Source organism: Halarchaeum sp. CBA1220 (genome assembly GCF_003721175.2).
GTDB lineage: Archaea > Halobacteriota > Halobacteria > Halobacteriales > Halobacteriaceae > Halarchaeum > Halarchaeum grantii.
Genome location: NZ_CP054707.1, coordinates 557,265 through 576,581, shown reverse-complemented (window position 1 = coordinate 576,581; position 19,317 = coordinate 557,265). Strand labels below are relative to the sequence as shown.

Genomic DNA, 19,317 nt, shown 5'->3' with positions numbered 1-19,317 from the left:
CGACTCGGCGTGCGGACACGCCGGCATGGATGATGCGACCGTCTTCGAGTTCAAACTCCTCGTCGCCGGCACCGCCCTCATGGTGACGGGCGCGGTACTCCTCGGCACCGCTCCGACGCTCGTGCCGCTCGCCTACTTCGGCCTCGTCGCCGGCCTCCTCATGCTCCTCGGCGGCCTCACCGACCAGTCCGCGCGCTACGCGGACGAGTGAGAAAACCGAGAGCGAGAGCGGACTCGAGAACGCGACCCGCTCAGACCTTCTGCACGCCGAGGCGCATCCGGACGCCCTCGACGTCGTCGTACTCCTCGACGGCGGTGTTCGCGTCCGACTCGTCCACTTCGTCGAGTTCGCGCGCGCGGACCTCGTCGGTGATGAGGTCCTCGCGCTCGCTGACGAGCTTCGCGACGCGGTCGTCGAAGACCAGCACGTCGAGGCGGATTTCGGCCTCCATGTCGAGGTCGAGGTCCTTGCGGAGCTCCTGCACGCGGCGGATGATCTCGCGGGCGTACCCCTCGGCTTCGAGGTCGTCGTCGAGCTCGGTATCGACGTAGGCGGTGCCGCCCTCGAAGGGCGCGGCGGCGACCTCGTCGGGCGTCTCCTCGCGGAATTCGACCATCTCCGGGGTGAGCTGCACCTCGCGGCCGAGCGCGTCCTCGACGGCCGCCTCGAGCAGGTCGAGGTCGTCGTCGCCGACGCGCGCGGCGTTCAGTGCCTCCATCACGTCGCCGGCGTCGCCACCGAACGCGGGCCCGAGCACGCTCATGTCCGCCTCGGCGGAGTACTCGACGTCGCCGAACGTCTCGCCCGGCTCCAGCACCTCGATGCGGCGGGCGTTCAGTCGGTCGGCGAGGAGGCCGCGATAGTCATCCACCTGCTCGGCGACGCGCTCGTCGTCCGGGCTGACGACGACGCGCGCGACCGGCCAGCGGAGCTTCCGGCCGGCCTGCTGGCGCGCGTGGTTGCCCGCCTCCTCGATGGAGCGGGCGGTGTCGATGGCGTCCTCGAGCGCGGGCTGGCGGAAGCGCTCCTCGACTTCCGGCCAGTCGCACATATGGACGGTCGGGTGGCCGTCATCGCCCGTGAGGTAGCCGTACATCTCCTCGGTGACGAACGGCGCGTAGGGCGCGAGGAGCGCGACCACCTCGAGGAGGACCTTGTGGAGCGTCGCGTACGCCGCCGTCTTGTTCTCGCCGGCCTGCTCGGTCCACACGCGCTCGCGGATGAGCTGGATGTAGTAGCGCGAGAGGTCCTCGACGACGAACTCGCGGAGCGCCTGCAGGGCGCGGTGCTGCTCGCGGGCCTCCCAGTAGTCCTCCGTGTCGTGCTTGAGCTGCTGGAGCTTCGAGAGGAGCCACTCGTCCTCGACGGCGAGGTCGAGTTCGTCCACGGTCTGCGCGTCGGGGTCGAAGCCGTCCGCGCGCATGTAGGGCAGCGGGAAGCGGAAGACGTTCCAGAGGACGTTCAGGTCGCGGGCCATGTTCCCCATCTCGTCCCACGAGAAGCGCATGTCCTCGCCCTGCGGGTCGACGCCGAGGAGGAACATCCGCATCGCGTCCGCGCCGTGGCGCTCGATGGCCTCGTCCGGCTGGACGACGTTCCCCACGCTCTTGGACATCTTCCGTCCGTCCTCGTCGTTCGCGAAGCCGTGCATGATGACCTCGTCGTAGGGCACCTCGCCCATCGCCGCCGTCCCCATGCCGAGTTGGCTCCAGAACCAGCCGCGCGTCTGGTCGTGGGCCTCCATGATGAGGTCCGCCGGCCAGAGTTCCTCGAAGGCATCCTCCTCCTCGGGGTAGTCGAGGGTGCCCCAGGAGGCGACCGAGCTGTCGAGCCAGACGTCGAAGACGTCCGGGACCCGCTCGTAGGTGACGCCGTCCTCCGTGATGGTGACGTCGTCGACGGCGGGCTTGTGTATGTCCATGTCGGGGTCGAGGTCCTGGTCGGCGCGCTCGACGAGCTCCTCGCGCGTCCCGACGACGATGCGGTCCTCGGGCGTCTCGCCCTTCGTCCCCTCCGCGACCCAGATGGGCACCGGGATCCCCCAGTAGCGCTGGCGGGAGACGTTCCAGTCGGGCGCGTTCTCGATGAAGTCCCGGAAGCGGTTGTCGCGCGCCCACTGCGGGTGCCACTCCGAGTCCTCCATGTTGTCGAGGAGCTCCTCTTTCACGTCCGTGATGGTGATGAACCACTGGTCGGTGGCGAGCTGGAGGATGGGCGTGTCACACCGCCAACAGTGGCCGTAGGAGTGCGTGACCGTCCCCGACGCGAGGAGGAGGCCCTTCCGGGCGAGGTCCTCCGTGATGGCCTCGTCGGCGTCCTTCACGAACGCGCCCTCGTACTTCCCGCCCTGCTCGGTGTAGGTGCCGTCGCCCGCGACCGGGCAGAAGACGGGGAGGCCGAGCTCCTCGCCGCGCTCGAAGTCCACCTCACCGTGGCCGGGTGCGGAGTGGACGAGGCCCGTGTCCGACGCCTCCACGTAGTCCGCGTGGTAGACCTCGCGCGTCCCCGACGTCTCGGGGTTGTCCGGCACCTCCTCGTCGAGCGGGTGCTCGTACTCCCAGCCGAGCATCGCCGCGCCCGGGACGGAGTCGACGACCTCGTAGTCGTCGTAGCGCCCCTTCTTCAGGACCTCCTCGACGCACGCCTCGGCGATGTAGAGCGTCTCCGTCTCGTCGCCCTTCGTCGCCTCGACGCGCTGGTACGTGATGTCCTCGCCGACCGCGACGAACTCGTTCGCGGGAATCGTCCACGGCGTCGTCGTGTAGATGACGAGGCTCCCCTCGCGCTCCGTGAGGGGGAACTTCACGTAGACCGTCGGGTCCTCGACGTCCTCGTACTCCACCTCGTTGTTCGCGATGGCGGTCTCACAGCGCGGGCACTGGCTGATCGAGCGCTTGCCCTGCTCGACGAGGCCGCGCTCGGCCGCGCGGTTGAACCCCCACCACGCCGCCTCCATGTACGTCGGGTCGACCGTCTTGTACGGGTTCTCCCAGTCCATCCAGACGCCGAAGGACTGGAAGTCCGACTGGAGGCCCTCCAACTGCTCGTCCGCGAACGCCTTGCACTCCTCGATGAAGGCCTCGACGCCGAACTCCTCGATGTCCTGCTTCGACTCGAAGTCGAGTTTCTCCTCGACCTTCGTCTCGATGGGGAGGCCGTGCATGTCGTAGCCCGGCCGGTCGGTCACGTCGTAGCCGTTCATCCGGTAGTAGCGGATGTAGGCGTCCTTCAGGGACTTGTTCCACGTCGTCCCCATGTGCGCCGCACCGGAGGTGTACGGCGGGCCGTCCACGAAGAAGAAGTCCTCGCCGTCCTCGCGGTGCGCCTTCGTCTGCTCGTAGGCGTCCACCTCGTCCCAGTAGTCGAACACCCGCTCCCGGACGTCCTCCGGGTCGTACCGCTCCGGGGGTTCGGCGAATCGGTCCATGACTCACCACTCTCCCTCCTCGGTGAAAGGAGAATCGGATTCAGCGGAGGCGCGGCGAAACGCTTTCCGTCGGCGAACGCCCTCGACGTGGTATGGGCCGCTACGGTGACCTCGACTACCCGACGCTCACGAAACGCACGACGCTCCTCTCCGCCTGCCTCGTCGTCGGTGGCTTCCTCCTCGCCGACCTCGGGTCCGCGCTGACGACGCTCCCCGGATGGGCGTTCACCGTCGCCACCGACGCCGAAGCCATCGGCGCGCTCGGCATCGTCCTCTGCCCGTTCGTCTTCGGCGTCCTCCTCCCGCTCACCGAATAACTAAGGCCGCGCCCGCCCACGGGACGCGTATGAGCGACGACTGTCTCTTCTGTAGCATCGTCGACGGCGACATCCCCGGCCGCATCGTCGCCGAGCGCGACGACGCCCTCGCGTTCCTCGACGCGAACCCGCTCGCGCCCGGCCACACCCTCGTCGTCCCGCGCACGCACGCCGAGCGCCTCGACGACCTCTCCGTCGACGACTCGCGCGCCGTCTTCGACCTCGTCCGCGACCTCGCACCCGACGTCGAGGTCGCCGTCGACGCGGACGGCCTGAACGTCGGCGTGAACGACGGCGAGGCCGCCGGCCAGGAGGTCCCGCACGTCCACGTCCACCTCGTCCCGCGCTTCGAGGGCGACGGCGGCGCGCCCATCCACGCCGTCGCCGGCGACCGCCCCGACCTCAGCGACGACGAACTCGACGAAATCGCCGCGAAGATCGAGTAACCTGCCGCCGGCCGAACGACTAAGGCCGTCCCGTACGCCCTCCCGCACGTGAGCGTACCAACTGTCACCCTGCAGAGCGGCGACGAACTCCCCCTCGTCGGCGTCGGCACCTGGGACATCGACGGCGACACCGTGAAGGACGCCGTGCGCGCCGGCCTCGACGCCGGCTACACGCACGTCGACACCGCCGAAGGCTACCACAACGAGGCCGAGATCGGCGACGCCCTCGCCGAGTACGAGCGCGACGACCTCTGGCTCACCTCCAAGGTCCTCCCGAAGAACCTCACCTACGACTCGCTCATCGAGTCCTGCGAGGCGTCCCTCGAGAAACTCGGCACCGACTACCTCGACCTCTACCTCGTCCACTGGCCGAACCCCGCCGTCTCCATCCGCGAGACGATGGACGCGATGGCGCACCTCCACGAGGAGGGCCTCGTGAAGAACGTCGGCGTCTCCAACTTCAGCGCCTACCAGCTCAGCGCCGCCCAGCACGTCAGCGACGTCCCCATCGCCGTCAACCAGATCGAGTACCACCCGTGGTTCCAGCGCGACGACCTCGTGGAGTACTGCCGCGAGACGGACGTCGCACTCGAGGCCGCCGCGCCGCTCGCGCGCACCGAGGTCTTCGGCGACGACGTCGTGCAGGACCTCGCCGAGAAGTACGACAAGTCGCCCGCCCAGATCGTCCTCAAGTGGGCTATCGAGGACGACGTCGCCGTCCTCCCGAAATCCTCCTCGCCCGAGCACGTCCGGCAGAACCTCGAGCTCTTCGACTGGGAGCTCGACGGCGCCGACCACGCTCGGCTCACCGAGCGCGACCGGAACCACCCGGTCTACGACCACCCGGCGCGCGACTGGGACGGCGACGTCTACGGCATCCACCAGTAGCGGCTGGGCCACCGACTTTTTCCTCGCTGCCGCCGCAGACGACGACATGTCCACAGCACGGACCGCGGCCGTCGTCGGCGCGGCCGGCGGCGTCGGCGCCACCCGCCTCTGCGTCGAAGCCGGCGCGCTCCTCGCCGCCGCCGGCGAGGACGTCCTCGTCCTCGACGTCGCGCACGCCACGCAGGGCCTCTCCACGTACGTCGACGCCCGCCTCGACCCGGACGCGACCGCGCTCCTCACCGACCCGAGCGTCGCCGTCACCGACGCCGCCTACGGCCTCGACGCGCCCGGCGACGGCGCGCTCGACCTCGCCCCCGCGCACGCGTCACTCACCCGGAGCGCCGAGGCACTGACGCCCGATGCCGGCGAGCGCGTCGGCGAGCGCCTCGCGGAAGCCACCGAGCGGTACGACCACGTCCTCGTCGACACACCGCCGCTCCTCACGAACCCCGCCGTCGGCGCCGCCACCGCCGCCGACCGCGTCGTCGCCGTCACGGTCGCCGACGACCGTGGCGCTGACGCGCTCGCGCGCGAACGCGGTCGCTTCGCCGACGTCGGCGTCGAGGCGAGCGTCGTCGTCGCGAACCGCGCGACCCCCGACGCCCTCCCGGACGCGGACGTCGCCGTCCCCGAGACCGCGCTCGGCTCCGAGAGCGAGGCGCCCGCCGTCACGCCCGCCGACCCGGACGACTACACGCGCGCCGTCGCGTCGCTCCTCGGTGCCCTGTTCGCCGTCGACGAACTCGTCGACGACGCCGCGCCCGGCTTCCTCGCCGGCCTCCGACGCCGCCTATCGTAGCTCGGCGGGCGCGTCGAACGTCTCCGCGAACGCGTCCCGTTCGCGGCGCGCGAGCGAGCGCGACCCGTCCGGCTCGCGCGCCGCCGCGACGACCTCCGCCGCGCCCGTGATGGGGGCGTGCGTCTCGCAGTACGCGCCGAGCGCGAACTCCGCCGCGCTCGCGCCCGAGAGCGTCACCGCCTCGCTCCGCGACAGCTCCCCGTCGAGCCAGTCGCCGACCACCTCGCGCGCGAGCGGCGAGAGCGGCGTCACGCCCGCGACGCCGAGGCGATGGAGCACCTTCGCGCCCATCGTCGGCGCCAGTCCCGCCGCGCTCGCCGCCGCGCCGACGCTCGTCCCCGCGCCGTAGGCGTCAAGGAGCGCCGCCGCCGGCTCGACCGGACACGGCAACTCGTCGGCGTACGGCGCGAGACGCTCCGCGAGCGGCACGTCCGTCGCGTCGACGGTCGCGACCCCCCGCTCTTCCTGACGCGTCGTCACCGTCAGCCCCGCCGCGATCTCCGAGAGACCCATTACACCCTCTCGTCGGTCGGACTACATGAACACACCGCTCGACCGGCGCGACAGCCCGCGAACCGACCGAAACCGAACGTACCGGTGACCGGTACGCTTCGCGCGTCGAAACCGCGTCGCCACCCCCGAATCGTCCTTCACTTAAGTAGGCGTTCGGCGCCAAGTGAGAAGTATGAGTCAGGCAACGACGTCCTGCCCCGAATGCACCGGCAGCCTCGAACACGACAACCACGAGACCGTCTGCAGCGAATGCGGCCTCGTCGTCGACACCGACCGCCTCGACCGCGGCCCCGAGTGGCGCTCCTTCGCCGACGACGACACCAACCGCGAGCGGACCGGCGCGCCGCTCACGCGCTCGCGGCACGACCGCGGCCTCAGCACCGAGATCGGCTACTCGTCGCGACTCACCGGCCGCAAGCGCCGCCAGTTCGCCCGCCTCCGCCGCCAGCACAACCGCGCGAACGTCGCCAGCAAGGCCGAGCGCAACCAGATCTACGCCTTCACCGAGATCCGCCGCGTCGTCAGCTCGCTCTCCATGACCTACAGCGTCCGCGACCAGGCGTGCGTGCTCTTCGACTCCGCGCAATCCGAGAACCTCATCCGCGGGCGCTCGCTCGAAGGGTTCGCCGCCGCCGCCATCTACGCCGTCTGCCGGACGAACGGCGTCGCGCGCACCGTCCCCGAAATCGTCGCCGTCGCGCGCGCCGACGCGAACGAACTCCGCGCCGCCTACGCCGCCATGAACCGCGAACTCGGCCTCCCCACCGGCCCCATCGACGCCCGCGAGTACATCCCGCGCTTCGCCACCGACCTCGACGTCCCGCGCGCCGTCGAACGCCGCGCCACCGAACTCGCCGCCGAAGCGAGCGAGACCGGCGCCACGGGCGGGCGCAAACCCAGCGGCGTCGCCGCCGCCTGCCTCTACGCCGCCGCACGCGACCACGAGTTCACGCTCACGCAGAAAGAGGCCGCCGACGCCGCCGGCGTCACGCCCGTCACCGTCCGCAACGCCTTCTACGACCTCGACTGAGTCCGATACCCGTTCTCCGACGCTCCGTTCGCTCCCCGTAGTCGCCGCCGTTTTCACGCCCCTTCAGCTGCCGGTTCCCTCAGAGCCCGCACGCCCGTATCGACTCCGCGAGCGCCGCGAACGCCGATACCGCGGGCGCGTCCGGGAACAGCCGCGTCACCGGCCGCCCCGCGCGCCGAGCGCGCACAACCGCGTCGTCGCTCGGAATCGCCACGGCGGGCGCACCGAGCGCGCGCTCCACCGACGCGGGCGCCTCGCCGGCGTGATTGTACGCGACGACCGCGAGCCCCGCGTTGAACGTCCGCGCGAGCTCGCGCGCCCGGAGCGCGTCCGCGAGCGCCGGGCGCTCCGGCGCGGTGACGACGACGCAGGCGTCCGCGACCGCGAGCGGCACGCCCACGTCCGCGCGCATCCCCGCCGCGCAGTCCACGACCACGTCACCGTACGCGCGCTCGACGGCTTCGAGCGCGTCCCCGAGCGCCCCGAGGTCGCACGCCCTCGCGCCGGCGAGCGTCCGCCCGCACGGGAGGATGTCGACCGCGCCGCCCTCGCGGACGGCCTCCACGGGGTCCGCGCGCCCCGCGAGCACGTCGTGGAGGTCGGGACCGCGCGCCGTCGGGAGGTCCGCCATCGCGAGGTCCGCGTCCACGACGACCGCCCCCCGGAGCGCGGCGAGTTCGAACGCCACCGTCGACTTCCCGACGCCACCTTTCCCGCCGACGACCGCGAGGATCACGCGTCCTCCCGGAGCGCCGCAACACGCGCGCCGAGGGCGGCGAGCGTCCGGTCGTCCTCCGGCGTGGCCGTCCCGGCCGCAGTCCGCGCTTCCACGCCGTCGAGCCACGCCGCGACCGCTCGCGGAATCTCGGCCCCCGCGTCGCTCGTATTCGGTTGTTCAGCGGTCGGCACGCCCGCCGCCGGCGGTCGCGGGTCGCCGAGGTCGCGAACCGCGTCCGCGACGCGTCGCCGCCGCCCGGTCTCGCGGGCGCGCTCATCGCGCTCGATGACACACGGGTCCTCGCGCGGCGCCGCCCGGCAGGCGTAGCCGAGCGCGCGCGACTCCCCGGCGTCCACGACGCCCTCGTAGCCGTCGTCGTCCCAGCCGTCCGCGACGACGCCGCCCGGTCGCGGCGCTAACACTGGTGCCTTGAGGGCGTTCGCCACGCGGACGCCGCGCGGCGCGTCGCCGTCGTTTCGGAGGACGGCGCGAACGAGCGTCACGCCGTCGTGCTCGGTCGCGCGACTCGAGAGAGTGAGAGCCATGCGGGAACGTGGTCCCGCTCGACTACTTAAACGCGCGCTCGGGTGAGGACGACGGGCGCGTCCAGACACGCCATCGCGCGCGACGCGCGCTCGAACGGTCCACCCGCGACGACGACCGGCGCGCGAACCCGTGCGACTCGGGCGAGCGCGTACGCGTCCCGCCACGGGCCGTCCGGGACCGCACACCGCGCGCGCTCGAAGGCCGGCCGGACTCGGTCCGCGAGCTCCGCTCGCGCCGCCCGCTTGAGTCGGCGCTCGCGGTCTTCGAGCTGGAGGCGGCGCTCCCGCGCGTCCCGCGCGCGCCGGGCCGCATCCCGGAGCGCGTCCAGTCGCTCGCGCGCCGCCAAGTGCTCCGTCTCCGCGTCCACGAGCGCGGTCACCGCCTCGCGGTGCTGCGCGCTCACCGACTCGTCCTCCGCGCCGGCCGCCCGAAGCGCCGCGACCATCCCGCCGAAGCGCTCGGTGCGCTCGCGGAGCGCCTCGACGGCCGCCGCCGCCGTCGCGACGCGCTCGCGTGCCGCGCGGACCCCCTCCACGTCCGGCGGTGTCTCGGCGAGCGCCGCACGCACGCCCGCGACGTCGTCGTCCACCGCCGAGCGCTCATCGAGCGAGCGCGCGACGGCGGCGAGCGCACGCTCGAGCGCGTGCTCGTCGGTGAGCGTCGCCCCATCGAGGAGGCCAACGGACGCGTGGACGTCCCCCGGAACCGGGCACGTGATCCACCCCTCCGCGTCCCGTATCGCGGCGAGCGCGTCCTCGGGCGCGACGTCGTCCTCGCGCACGTCGAGGGCGTTCGTCCGCACGACTCGGCCGCCGACGCGCGCCTCCATCTACTCCTCCAGCGGCGCGTCGCGCATCTCCTCGGGCGTCGGATGCGCCGACCCGACCGCGAACTTCGCGTACGGCGTGCTCGGCGAGTCGCGCGCCTCGTAGGCCTCGGCGGCCTCGCGGACGCGAGCGGGCACGTCGCGGTATTCGTTCAGCGGCTCCGTCCGCTCGACCTCCACGTCCGTGCCGAAGCGCTCGCGGAGGCGACACGCGACGAACGCGCCGAACTCCGTCTCGCGGAGGAGGACCGCGCGGCCGAAGCGCCGCACCACCACGTCTTCGTGTGCCGAGCAACTGTTCCGGAGGGCCTGCCGGGCGGCCCGCGAGTAGGCGACCACGAGTAACACTGAACGTACCTAGCTGCCGACGAATAAAAGGTAGCCGCTCGGAGCGCCGCCGGTCACTCGACGCGCGCCACCGACACGCGGGCGTCCGGGGCGTCCACGAGGTCGCGAACCCGCTCGCGCGCCTCGCGCTCGCTCGCCGCGAGCACCACGAGCCCGTCCGCGGGCGGGTCGCCCGACGCCCGCCACGCCGCGAGGTCGCCGTCGTAGTTCGTCGCGTACGTCCGCAGTATCGCGCTGACGCGCTCCTCCGCGCTCGCGAGGTCGGTCTCGCCGCTCTCGAGCGCCGCGAGCGTCTCCTCGACGTTCCGGAGCGCGCTGATCCGATCCATCGTCACCCGATAGTCGGCGGGCGAAGAAAAGCCTACGCGTCCGCGTGCGACCCGATGCCGCTCACGTCGTTCGCAGGTGGCCGTTCGAGGGCTCGTAGACCTCGCCCTGTTTCTTCAGCTTCTCGATCTCGTGCTCGGCCTTCCCGCGCTCCGTCCCGGCGTCCTCGGCGCGCTGGAGCACCTCCTCGACGGGCGCGCCCTCCTCGAAGTCGTCCTCGATGTCCTCGATGAGCGCCTTCAGGTTCTTGATGCGGTCGCGCTGGCTCTTCGACGTCCCCGTCTCCACGACGTCCGCGTCGAACTCGCCGGTCTCCGGGTCGACGCCGATGGCCTCCAGACAGGAGCGCACGATGGCGATGACCTTCTCGGCGTCCTCCTTCTCGACCGTATCGGAGAGCCGGACGCGGGCCGACGCCTCCGCGAGGCGCACGAGCGCCTCGAGCTTTCGCGCGGTCACCGGCACGGGCGCGTCCTCGTCTGCGCCCTCCGCGCGCAGGTCGACGTAGAACTCCTCGATGGCCTGCCGGGCCTCCTCGCTCATCGCCGGGTAGACGTTCCGCCGCGCGTACGCGATGTACTTCCGGAGGAGTGGGGCGTCGATCTCCGGGGCGACCTCGTCCGTCTGCGCGGCCACCTCGTCCTCGGTGTAGTTCGCGGACGCGAGGTGCTCGCGCTGCGTGTGGAGCTCGCCCGCGTAGTTCGTCTGGAGGATGTGCTGGGCGAGCTTCGCGTCCTCCTCCGGGTCCGGCTGGTCCGCCACCGTGAAGATGAGGTCGAAGCGGGAGATGAGCGCGGGCTCCAGGTCGATCTGCTCGCCGATGGGCTCGTACTGGTCGAAGCGGCCGTACTTGGGGTTCGCGGCGCCGAGCAGCGAGCACCGCGACTTGAGGGTGGCGTTGATGCCGGCCTTGCTGACGCTGATGCTCTGCTGTTCGAGGGCCTCGTGCATGGCCGAGCGGTCGTCTGCGGCCATCTTGTCGAGTTCGTCCACCGCCGCGATGCCCTGGTCGGCGAGCACGAGCGCGCCCGCCTCGAGCGTCCACTGCTGGCCGTCCCCGAAGTCGTCGCGCACCGCCGCCGCGGTCAGCCCCGCCGAACTCGACCCCTTCCCGGAGGTGTAGACGGAGCGCGGCGCGATGTTCTGGACGTACGCCAGGAGCTGCGACTTCCCGGTCCCGGGGTCACCGATGAGGAGCATGTGGAGGTCGCCGCGGATACGCGAGCCGTCCGGGAGGTGTTTCGTGACGCCACTGAAGAGCTGGAGGAGCATCGCGAGCTTCGCCTGCCGGTGGCCGTAGATCGAGGGCGCGATGGAGTCCACCATGTCCTCGTAGATATCGGGGCGCTGGGAGATCTCGATGATGGCCTCCTTGTCCTCCGGCGTGATCTCCATGTCCTCGAACTGCTCGTCCTCGATCTCGACGTAGTTCCCCTCCATGTAGACGTCGAAGATCGGGCTCTCGTTCGACCCCTCGCTCTGGTCGAGGCGGAGCGCGCCCGTCGCGGTGACGTGATCGCCGGGCGTCACCCGCCCGGTGAGGTCGTCCTCGACGTGGACGTCGATGTTCTCCGGCGTCTCGCCGCCCGCGAGGCCCTCCGGGTTCTCCTGAATCCGGAGCTTCTGGGCGTCGACGAACTCCGACTTCTCCGGGTCGAGCTTGAACGGGCCCTGGCGCTCGCAGGACTCGCACTGATAGGGCTCCTGGAAGCCCGAGTCGGATTGGGGGACCTGCGTCTCGTAGTTACAGCGCTGGCAGACGAACACCGCCTGCTCGATCTTCGGGCGGACCTCGGTCGCCTTTCGGACGATCCCCTGCACGGCGATGAACGTGTTCAGGTGCTCGGAGCGCAGCGCGCGGATGTCCGTTGCCTCCGCGATGTTCCGCACGCGGACGTGCGCCTGCCCGAGCGTGACGTCGATGGGGAGGTCGTAGTTGACGAGCGCCTGCTCGGCCGCGTCCTGATGGCGGTCGGGATGCCGGAGGTAGTCGTCAGCGAGGTCCGCGTCGAACTGATAGAGGTCGGCCCAGTCGACGCGGAGGCTCTTCTGGTCCCGGGGGTAGTTCCGGGCGAGGTCGCCGACCTTATCGCTGTAGTATCGGCGGAAGAACGTCTCGAATCGGTCGACGAGGTCTTGGTCCTGAGCCTGAGCCATTCTGCTCACGTAGGTAACGCGCGACGCCCTAAGAAGGTTCGCAAAGGACGGTGAAACTGAACGGGCAGACTCACGACGGACCGGGCGAGCGGCGTCGCGGACGGACGCGCCGCTCCCCGGTACTACTGTCAGAGATGGGATCGCCCGGATTTGAACCGGGGTCTTGGGCACCCAAGGCCCAGAGTATACCAAGCTAACCCACGATCCCGCACCTATCAGTAGCTATCGCGCGGCGGTAAGTGTTACGTTGTGCGCGCTCCCCCTTCGAGTATGGTCACTCCACTCGAAGTGGGCGTCCTCCTGCTCGCGCTCGCGGCGCTCGTCGGTGCGTACCGGGTCGTCCGCGCGGTGAAGCCCTTCGTCGTCAACGCCGTCGTCGGCCTGCTCACGCTGCTCGTCGTGCAGGCGGTCTTCGGGGTCTCCGTCGCGATAACGCCGCTCACGCTGCTCGTCGTCGCCGTCGCGGGCTTCCCGGGCGCGATACTCGTCGTCCTCCTCTCGGTGTTCGGCGTCGCGTTCGTCCCCGGCCTGCTCGCGCTCGTGGCGCCCTGAGAACCGCCCCTACCGTCGGAACGACCGCCGTGGGGTCGGCCGCGTCAGTCCTCTTCGTCGAGTAGCTCGATCTCGGCGGCGATCCGGTAGGGGTCCATCCCCTTGCGCACGCCGTCGAGCATCTTGAACGCCTCGTCGGGGTTGAGGAAGTGCGTCGTGACGGTCCGACCCAGCGGCGTCGGGTCGAGGCCGTCGATGAAGCCGTACTCGAGGAGCTTCCCGATGGCGTGCTTCGTGGGGACGTCGCCGACCATCCGGTCGCTGAGGCGTTTGGCGGCGCTCCCGCCGACGACGACGTTCGCGAGCACCTCCTCGATGGCGGCGTTCTGGTCGTACGCCATGACGACGTCCTCCATGTCGCCCTTCAGGAGCTTGAACGCGACCTCGTCCTCCGTCATCTCCATCGAGTTGTGGTAGACGGCGTCCGGCTCGACGAGCATGTACACCTTCCCCTTGTCGTGGTAGTCGGGGCGGCCGGCGCGCCCGAGCATCTGCTCGAACTCCTGGACGGTGAGCCACTCGATGCCCATCGCGAGCGAGTCGAAGACGACCTGGCTCGCGGGGAAGTCGACGCCGGCGGCGAGCGCGGCGGTCGTGACGACGGCGGCGAGGTCCTGATCCCCGAACTGTCGTTCGACCTTCTTGCGCTCGCCGTAGTCGAGGCCGGCGTGGTAGGCGGCCGACGGGTAGTCGAGCTTGCGCGAGATCTCGTGACACCGCCGCCGGGAGTTGGTGAAGACGATCGTCTGGCCGCGATAGCCCTTCGAGGACTCCGTGTCGTACTCGCGGCGGACGAGCTTGTTCGTGATGCGGGGCTTCTCCTGGCCGTCCGCGAAGGTGACGTGGCGCTCGATGGGGACGGGCCGCTCCTCGAACTCGACGAGGTTCGCGCGGAGCTTCTTCGCGAGCCCACCGGGGTTGCCGACGGTCGCGGAGAGGTAGATCCACTGCGCGCCCGTGTAACTCTCGCGTGCCTGCTCGCGCTGTTCGCAGTAGTGCTTGAGTCGGGTGATGAGGCCGTCGAGGCGGTGGCCGCGTCCGTCCTCTTGGAGGGTGTGGACCTCGTCGATGACGACGGTCCCGATATCCCCCAAATCGCGGCCCGTCCGGAGGGCGTGGTCGATGCCCTCGTAGGTGCCGACGATGACGTCCGCGCTCGGGTCGAACGCCTGGCCGTCGTCTCGGATGCGCGAGGACCCCACCCTGATGCTGACGTCGACGAGGTCGCCGTACTCCTCCTCGAAGTCCTCGTGCTTCTGGTTCGCGAGCGCGACGAGCGGGACGAGGAAGAGCATCTTCCCGTTCCCGCTGAGCGCGCGATGGAGGCCCGCTATCTCGCCGATGAGCGTCTTCCCGGTCGCCGTCGCGGAGACGACGAGCTGGTCCTCACCGTCGGTGAGGCCGCTCTCGACGCTCAGGCTCTGGACGGGGAGCAGGGTCTCGAAGCGGTCCTCGAGGAGGCCCTGCACGCCCGGATGGAGGTCGAGGTCGCTCACGGGGTAGGGGTCGACGTCGTCGACGTTCGCGGAGACCTCGTCGAACTTCGTGAGGTCGGGATCGAGTTGGCCCTCGAGGAGGCCGACGATGCGGTCGAGGTCGCCCACTTCGAGGAGGAGGTCCTCGAGGCGCTCCTCGGCGGCGCCCGTCAGGTCGCCCTTGAACGCGAGTTCGCGCTCGAGCTCGCGGATCGCACAGTCCTGACAGATGCGCTCGCCGTCTGCCTCGACGGACGTCTCCTCGGTGATCGGCGAGTAGCGCCCCTTCCCGGCGCAGTAGCGGCAGGTCCGCACGACCTTCGCCTTCTCGGCGAGCTGGTAGCCCTCGAGGAGGTCGCGTATCTCGCGGCGGCCCGCGCGCGAGGTCTGCTCGGAGACGCGGATACGCGTCGCTCGACGCGCAATCTCGACGAACTCGTCGGGCGAGCGCGGGTCCTCGTCGCTCCCGGTCTTCAGTCGGAACTTCCCGGGGCGCGGCCCCGCGCTCGTCTCCTTCGTCTCGAGGCGCGCTTGGAACAGCCGCTCGCCGTCACGCTGCGCGACGACGGTGTAGTCGCCGTTCGCCTCGTGGACGAAGAGCGTGTCCACCCGCTGGACCTGCTTCGACACGAAACCGACTAGGGTACCCGGCTATTTCAGGGGTTCGCTCCGGCGCTGAGGGAGCGTCCTGCGCCGGCGCGCCCCCGCCGCGAGCCGGCCACCGACGTTTATACCGGTCACGTTCGAAACCCGGGGCATGCGGAGCTACAAGGTCGGGAGTGCCTTCGGCATCCCCATCAAGCTCGACGTCACTTTCCTGCTCGTTCTCCCGGTGCTCGCGGCCCTCATCGGGTGGCAGACGGAGACGTGGGTCACGACGCTCAACCAGACGTGGCAGCTCGGCCTCCCCACGGGGACGCTCTCGCAGGGCGCGACGCCGTGGCTCCTCGGCATCGCCGCCGCCGTCGGTCTCTTCGCGTCCGTCCTCCTGCACGAACTCGGGCACAGCCTCGTCTCGATGCACTACGGCTACCCCATCGAGTCCATCACCCTCTGGCTGCTCGGCGGCGTCGCGAACCTCGAAGAGCAGCCCGAGGACTGGCAGCAGGAGTTCCTCATCGCCATCGCCGGCCCCGCGGTGAGCGTCGCCATCGGCGTCGTCTGCTACCTCCCGCTCACCGCCGGCGTCTTCTCCGGCGTTCCCCCCGTCCTCTTCGTCGTCGGCTACCTCGCCATCGCGAACGTCGTCCTCGCCGTCTTCAACCTCCTCCCCGGCTTCCCGATGGACGGCGGGCGCGTCCTCCGCGCGCTCCTCGCGCGCAATCGCTCGTTCGCCCGCGCGACCCAGCTCGCCGCCGAAGTCGGGAAGGTCGTCGCCGTCGTCCTCGGCATCGTCGGCCTCTTCGGCAACCTCCTGCTCGTCGCCATCGCCTTCTTCATCTACATCGGCGCGTCCTCGGAGAGCCAGCGCACCGTGATGAACGCCGCCTTCGAGGGCGTCACCGTCCGCGACGTCATGACGCCCGCGAGCGACGTGAAGACCGTCAGCCCCGACGACACCGTCGCCGAGCTCACCGAGCGGATGTTCGACGAGCGCCACACCGGCTACCCCGTCATGGACGACGGTCGCGTCGTCGGCGTCGTCACGCTCGAGGACGCCCGCGAGGTCGACCCCGTCGAGCGCGACGCCTACCACGTCTCGGACGTCATGACGTCTGACGTCGAGACCATCGGCCCGGACGCCGAAGCGATGGACGCGCTCGAACGCATCCAGAACAGCGGCATCGGCCGCCTCGTCGTCGTCGACGCGAGCGGCGGACTCGTCGGCCTCGTCACTCGCACCGACCTCGTCACCGCGTTCAACATCATCCAGTCCGCCGGCCGGGGCTCGCAGGTGCCGTCGCCGAACCCGGACGAACACGTCGAGTCCGAGCGCTCGCCCTGAGCGCGACGGCCGTCCTCCCGGCGGCGCGCTCGACGTGACTCACGCATCGCTCCTCGCTGTGTGTTCGGGCGACGGCGCGCGTACGCAGTGCTCGACGAGTAGTCGCTCGAAAAATCGAGGTCCAGCAGGCGAAATTGACCCTCCGAGAGACGGTCGCTCGCTAGCGCTGCGACTCTCGTGGTTCAATTTCGCCTGCTGGACTTCACGCTCCTCATTTCGTTCGTCGCGAGAAGGTCCAGGTGCGAGAATTGAACCCGCGTCTCAGCCTCCACAAGGCTGAAGGATAGTCCACTACCCCAACCCGGACACTGCATTCGTTCGTAGCGCCCTGCCGTTAATAGGCGTTACGAAACGGCCCACTCGAACGCGACACGCTTTTCGGCGAAGCGCCCCTCTCGACGTGTAGTGGCAGTCACGGACAAGATCTACATCAAGAACCACCGCCAGCTCGTCAGCCAGCTGGACGCGAACTTCCCGAAGGGCGCGTTCAGCGGCGCGACTCTCGACGTGCTCTTCGGCGGCGGGAACTTCGACCAGCTCAACGACGCGACCGCCGAGCGCGTCCTCGAGTTCTCGAAGGACTTCCTCGACTGCGACTGCCAGGCGAACCCCTACTGCGGACACCCCGAGCGCAAGTTCATCGCCTACCTCCTCGACCTGCGCGCGCAGGGCCTCGACCCGGAGGCGATGGTGGACGTGATGACGGACGACTACATGGTCTACGCGTACCCGGGCGACCTCTACGGCTTCCTCGACGACGCCGTCCGCACGCTGGAGGCGACGGAGGACCTCGCGAACGTGGACGGCCGCGAGGAGCAGGCACGGCGCGCCGCGAACGCCCGCGCGGAACTCGAGGGCCACTAGGCGAACGCGGCGGAAAGACGGACGCTTTTGGGTCTGCGGCCCCGACTAGCGGCCAATGGAGTACGTGGAGGCACGGCGGGACGCCATCGAGGAACACCTGCGAGAGGTGCTTGGGCGGGTGGAGCCGCCGGCGCTCCGCGAGAAGCTCGAGCAGTCGACGCTCGCGGGCGGGAAGCGCGTTCGCCCGACGCTCGCGGTGCTCTGCTGTGAGGCCGCGGGCGGCGAGGGCGAGGCCGCCCTCGATTACGCGGTCGGCGTCGAACTCGTGCACAACGCGTCGCTCGTCGTCGACGACATCATCGACCGCTCGGAGCTGCGTCGCGGCGAGCCGTCGGCGTGGGCGGCGCACGGCTACGGGCCCGCCATCGTCGCCTCGGACGGGTTGCTCGGCGAGGCGTTCGCGCTCTTCAGCGACGACGCGCGCGCCCTCGAGACGGCGGCGGACTCGCTCGTCGAACTCGGGCAGGGCGAGGCCACCGAGCTCGTCGACCGGCCCTCGAACGAGGCCGAGTACATGGAGCTCGCGCGACGCAAGACGGGCGCGCTCTTCCGCGCGTCCGCCGAACTCGGCGCGATCGCGGCGGACGCCGATCCGGACACCGTCGACGCCTTCGGCGAGTACGCCGAGCGCGTCGGCGTCGCGTTCCAACTCCGCGACGACGTCCTCGACGTCACGGCGGAGACGGACGCGCTCGGGAAGCCCGCCGGGACCGACGAGGAGATGGACCGGCCCTCGGTCCTGCGCGTCACCGACCGCTCCGTCGAGGAGGTGAACGCGCTCGCGGACGCGGAGTCCGACGCGGCGCTCGCGGCGCTCGACGACGCGGTCCTCGAGGACGGGCAGGCCCGCGAGTACATGGCGCAACTCGCGACGTTCGTGGTCGAACGCGAACGGTAGCCTCGTAGCCGGTCGCGCGAACGCGAGCGATAGCGCCGGTGGCCGCTGGCGCGCGCACTCCTTTTAGGCGGCTCGAACGTCGCCGTCCTCGCTCTCCGTTCGGCCCTCGATGATGGCGAACGCGAGCGTGCTGAGGACGCTCATGAGCGTGCCACCCGTGAGGACGGCGGCGAGCGTCGGGAGCGACACCGTCTGGAGGAAGAACCCGCTGAGCGCGTAGAGGACGGCGGCGATGGCGAGCACGTAGAAGGGTGCGTTGAGGTACTGCCACTCGAACTGGTCGTGGAGGTACTCGTCCGTTATCTGGCCGACGCTGGAGGTGAGGCCGGCGGCGGCGAACCAGGTGGCGGCGCCGTTGACGAGGGCGGCGACGACGGACGTGACGGGGAGCGACCCGCCGGCTGTCTGGCGGTACTCGGCGAGTCGGTTGACGCCCTCGACGCCGCCGATGACGAGGAGGGCGGCGGCGACGACGTACGTGATGAGCGTCACGCGGCCCGTGTAGAGGCTGTCGCGCGCGCGCTCGACGAGGTCGTCGACGACGTCGGCGAGCCCCAACCCGCGAAAGAGAGCGTAGAGACCGAGCGCGGCCGAGGAGAGGCCCAGCACCGCCCCGGGGAGCCCGAGGAAGGACGCGAGGACCGCCAGCGGATAGATGAGCAGGAGGACGCCCAGCGGGACGAGGATGGTCCCCCGGGTCTCCGGGTCGTTCAGCACCTGCTTGATGGTGTAGTACATCGACTCGAGGTCCTGCGCTTGGCGGACGACGACGCGCTGAACGCTGTCGATGCGGACGCGCGAGCGGATGACGGGGAGGACGGACTCGTCCTGTGCGCCGTCGGTGACGACGACGGCGCGCACCTCCTCGCCGGTCTGGAGGCCGGCGAGCACCTCGTCGACTTCGTCGCCGACCGCGCGGTTCGCCTGCACGTCGCTCCCCTCGAGGCCGGTGACGGCGGCGACCTCGACGCTCTCCTCGCGCGAGAGGTCGTCGTAGAGGTGGACGCCCTCGAAGAGGACGTTGACGTCGCTGTCCTCGGGGTCGGCGGTGGCGAGCGCGACGGCGCCGGCCTCGACGGCATCACGGCCGACGGCGGGCGTTTCGAGGCCCGTCTTCCGGCCGAGGTCGTCGTCGAGGTCGACGCAGAGGACCAACAGCATCACCGACCCGTACGCCGGCGACGGTTATTGAGGTTTGGGAGCGGTCGCGGCGGCCGGGGAACGCGCCCGGCGCGTGTGG

The 19,317-nt window shown here is 70.5% G+C and carries 20 protein-coding genes and 2 tRNA genes; 10 read left to right on the top strand and 12 right to left on the bottom strand.

Translation table 11 applies throughout. From position 1 onward, the window contains the following. Positions 1-25: 25 nt before the first annotated feature. A complete protein-coding gene (locus EFA46_RS03125) occupies positions 26-211 on the top strand; it encodes a hypothetical protein (RefSeq protein ID WP_123074848.1) in 186 nt (61 codons plus the stop codon). Between the two features lie 40 nt (positions 212-251). On the opposite strand, the gene ileS is transcribed toward EFA46_RS03125, so the two are convergent. Continuing rightward, positions 252-3,428 (bottom strand): isoleucine--tRNA ligase, encoded by a 3,177-nt coding sequence (ileS, locus tag EFA46_RS03120; RefSeq protein WP_123074850.1) that lies wholly within the window; start codon positions 3,426-3,428, stop codon positions 252-254. Between the two features lie 92 nt (positions 3,429-3,520). Here ileS and EFA46_RS03115 point away from each other — a divergent pair, with 92 nt between their 5' ends. The 4 genes from EFA46_RS03115 to EFA46_RS03100 are packed head-to-tail and all read left to right on the top strand — an operon-like array spanning position 3,521 to position 5,878. Then, complete coding sequence (locus EFA46_RS03115; RefSeq protein ID WP_123074852.1) at positions 3,521-3,745, top strand: hypothetical protein; 225 nt, start codon at positions 3,521-3,523, stop codon at positions 3,743-3,745. Positions 3,746-3,774: 29 nt separating this feature from the next. Next, entirely contained in the window at positions 3,775-4,191 is a 417-nt protein-coding gene (locus tag EFA46_RS03110; RefSeq protein WP_123074854.1) for an HIT family protein, read from the top strand. 48 nt (positions 4,192-4,239) lie between these two features. Then, positions 4,240-5,079 (top strand): aldo/keto reductase, encoded by an 840-nt coding sequence (locus tag EFA46_RS03105; RefSeq protein ID WP_123074856.1) that lies wholly within the window; start codon positions 4,240-4,242, stop codon positions 5,077-5,079. A gap of 46 nt (positions 5,080-5,125) precedes the next feature. Next, positions 5,126-5,878 (top strand): ParA family protein, encoded by a 753-nt coding sequence (locus tag EFA46_RS03100; RefSeq protein ID WP_123074858.1) that lies wholly within the window; start codon positions 5,126-5,128, stop codon positions 5,876-5,878. On the opposite strand, the gene EFA46_RS03095 is transcribed toward EFA46_RS03100, so the two are convergent. Further along, positions 5,870-6,391 (bottom strand): hypothetical protein, encoded by a 522-nt coding sequence (locus EFA46_RS03095; RefSeq protein WP_123074860.1) that lies wholly within the window; start codon positions 6,389-6,391, stop codon positions 5,870-5,872. The genes EFA46_RS03100 and EFA46_RS03095 overlap by 9 nt on opposite strands. Positions 6,392-6,563: 172 nt before the next feature. Between EFA46_RS03095 and EFA46_RS03090 the strand changes: the two genes are divergently transcribed. Further along, on the top strand, positions 6,564-7,421 hold the full coding sequence (locus EFA46_RS03090; protein WP_123074862.1) for a transcription initiation factor IIB family protein: 858 nt from the start codon (positions 6,564-6,566) through the stop codon (positions 7,419-7,421). A gap of 79 nt (positions 7,422-7,500) precedes the next feature. On the opposite strand, the gene EFA46_RS03085 is transcribed toward EFA46_RS03090, so the two are convergent. The 7 genes from EFA46_RS03085 to EFA46_RS03055 form a co-directional block, all read right to left on the bottom strand. Continuing rightward, positions 7,501-8,157, bottom strand: coding sequence for a chromosome partitioning protein ParA (locus EFA46_RS03085; RefSeq protein WP_123074864.1), 657 nt, complete (start codon positions 8,155-8,157; stop codon positions 7,501-7,503). Beyond that, complete coding sequence (locus tag EFA46_RS03080) at positions 8,154-8,684, bottom strand: hypothetical protein (protein WP_123074865.1); 531 nt, start codon at positions 8,682-8,684, stop codon at positions 8,154-8,156. Before EFA46_RS03080 ends, EFA46_RS03085 begins: the two co-directional genes overlap by 4 nt. 26 nt (positions 8,685-8,710) lie before the next feature. Then, on the bottom strand, positions 8,711-9,514 hold the full coding sequence (locus EFA46_RS03075; RefSeq protein WP_123074867.1) for a hypothetical protein: 804 nt from the start codon (positions 9,512-9,514) through the stop codon (positions 8,711-8,713). After that, entirely contained in the window at positions 9,515-9,859 is a 345-nt protein-coding gene (locus tag EFA46_RS03070; protein ID WP_123074869.1) for a hypothetical protein, read from the bottom strand. It abuts the gene before it with no gap. Positions 9,860-9,912: 53 nt separating this feature from the next. Then, positions 9,913-10,188 (bottom strand): hypothetical protein, encoded by a 276-nt coding sequence (locus EFA46_RS03065; protein ID WP_123074871.1) that lies wholly within the window; start codon positions 10,186-10,188, stop codon positions 9,913-9,915. A gap of 61 nt (positions 10,189-10,249) precedes the next feature. After that, entirely contained in the window at positions 10,250-12,343 is a 2,094-nt protein-coding gene (locus tag EFA46_RS03060; RefSeq protein ID WP_123074872.1) for a minichromosome maintenance protein MCM, read from the bottom strand. A 135-nt stretch (positions 12,344-12,478) separates the two neighbouring features. Continuing rightward, positions 12,479-12,551 (bottom strand) — tRNA-Pro (locus tag EFA46_RS03055). Positions 12,552-12,613: 62 nt separating this feature from the next. Here EFA46_RS03055 and EFA46_RS03050 point away from each other — a divergent pair. After that, a complete protein-coding gene (locus EFA46_RS03050; protein ID WP_123074874.1) occupies positions 12,614-12,895 on the top strand; it encodes a pro-sigmaK processing inhibitor BofA family protein in 282 nt (93 codons plus the stop codon). A 44-nt stretch (positions 12,896-12,939) separates the two neighbouring features. On the opposite strand, the gene EFA46_RS03045 is transcribed toward EFA46_RS03050, so the two are convergent. Then, entirely contained in the window at positions 12,940-15,000 is a 2,061-nt protein-coding gene (locus EFA46_RS03045; RefSeq protein WP_123074876.1) for a DEAD/DEAH box helicase, read from the bottom strand. Positions 15,001-15,127: 127 nt separating this feature from the next. On the opposite strand from EFA46_RS03045, the gene EFA46_RS03040 reads away from it, so the two are divergent. After that, complete coding sequence (locus EFA46_RS03040; RefSeq protein ID WP_123074878.1) at positions 15,128-16,315, top strand: CBS domain-containing protein; 1,188 nt, start codon at positions 15,128-15,130, stop codon at positions 16,313-16,315. Between the two features lie 233 nt (positions 16,316-16,548). On the opposite strand, the gene EFA46_RS03035 is transcribed toward EFA46_RS03040, so the two are convergent. Beyond that, a tRNA-His gene (locus EFA46_RS03035) sits at positions 16,549-16,621 on the bottom strand. Positions 16,622-16,720: 99 nt separating this feature from the next. On the opposite strand from EFA46_RS03035, the gene EFA46_RS03030 reads away from it, so the two are divergent. Continuing rightward, positions 16,721-17,179 carry a DUF5814 domain-containing protein gene (locus tag EFA46_RS03030; protein ID WP_123074880.1) on the top strand — a complete coding sequence of 153 codons (459 nt, stop codon included), beginning with the start codon at positions 16,721-16,723 and terminating at the stop codon, positions 17,177-17,179. A gap of 55 nt (positions 17,180-17,234) precedes the next feature. Further along, complete coding sequence (locus EFA46_RS03025; protein WP_123074882.1) at positions 17,235-18,077, top strand: polyprenyl synthetase family protein; 843 nt, start codon at positions 17,235-17,237, stop codon at positions 18,075-18,077. A 63-nt stretch (positions 18,078-18,140) separates the two neighbouring features. Here the strand turns inward: EFA46_RS03025 and EFA46_RS03020 are convergent, their stop codons facing one another. Further along, a complete protein-coding gene (locus tag EFA46_RS03020) occupies positions 18,141-19,238 on the bottom strand; it encodes a DUF373 family protein (protein ID WP_123074884.1) in 1,098 nt (365 codons plus the stop codon). Positions 19,239-19,317: the final 79 nt, after the last annotated feature.

Coding starts and splice junctions, on each gene's coding strand:
- EFA46_RS03095 (WP_123074860.1), bottom strand. CDS start 6,391: ATGGGTCTCTCGGAGATCGCGGCGGGGCTGACGGTGACGACGCGTCAG.
- EFA46_RS03100 (WP_123074858.1), top strand. CDS start 5,126: ATGTCCACAGCACGGACCGCGGCCGTCGTCGGCGCGGCCGGCGGCGTC.
- EFA46_RS03040 (WP_123074878.1), top strand. CDS start 15,128: ATGCGGAGCTACAAGGTCGGGAGTGCCTTCGGCATCCCCATCAAGCTC.
- EFA46_RS03080 (WP_123074865.1), bottom strand. CDS start 8,684: ATGGCTCTCACTCTCTCGAGTCGCGCGACCGAGCACGACGGCGTGACG.
- EFA46_RS03090 (WP_123074862.1), top strand. CDS start 6,564: ATGAGTCAGGCAACGACGTCCTGCCCCGAATGCACCGGCAGCCTCGAA.
- EFA46_RS03125 (WP_123074848.1), top strand. CDS start 26: ATGGATGATGCGACCGTCTTCGAGTTCAAACTCCTCGTCGCCGGCACC.
- EFA46_RS03020 (WP_123074884.1), bottom strand. CDS start 19,238: ATGCTGTTGGTCCTCTGCGTCGACCTCGACGACGACCTCGGCCGGAAG.
- EFA46_RS03065 (WP_123074871.1), bottom strand. CDS start 10,188: ATGGATCGGATCAGCGCGCTCCGGAACGTCGAGGAGACGCTCGCGGCG.
- EFA46_RS03060 (WP_123074872.1), bottom strand. CDS start 12,343: ATGGCTCAGGCTCAGGACCAAGACCTCGTCGACCGATTCGAGACGTTC.
- EFA46_RS03050 (WP_123074874.1), top strand. CDS start 12,614: ATGGTCACTCCACTCGAAGTGGGCGTCCTCCTGCTCGCGCTCGCGGCG.
- EFA46_RS03075 (WP_123074867.1), bottom strand. CDS start 9,514: ATGGAGGCGCGCGTCGGCGGCCGAGTCGTGCGGACGAACGCCCTCGAC.
- EFA46_RS03115 (WP_123074852.1), top strand. CDS start 3,521: ATGGGCCGCTACGGTGACCTCGACTACCCGACGCTCACGAAACGCACG.
- EFA46_RS03110 (WP_123074854.1), top strand. CDS start 3,775: ATGAGCGACGACTGTCTCTTCTGTAGCATCGTCGACGGCGACATCCCC.
- ileS (WP_123074850.1), bottom strand. CDS start 3,428: ATGGACCGATTCGCCGAACCCCCGGAGCGGTACGACCCGGAGGACGTC.
- EFA46_RS03025 (WP_123074882.1), top strand. CDS start 17,235: ATGGAGTACGTGGAGGCACGGCGGGACGCCATCGAGGAACACCTGCGA.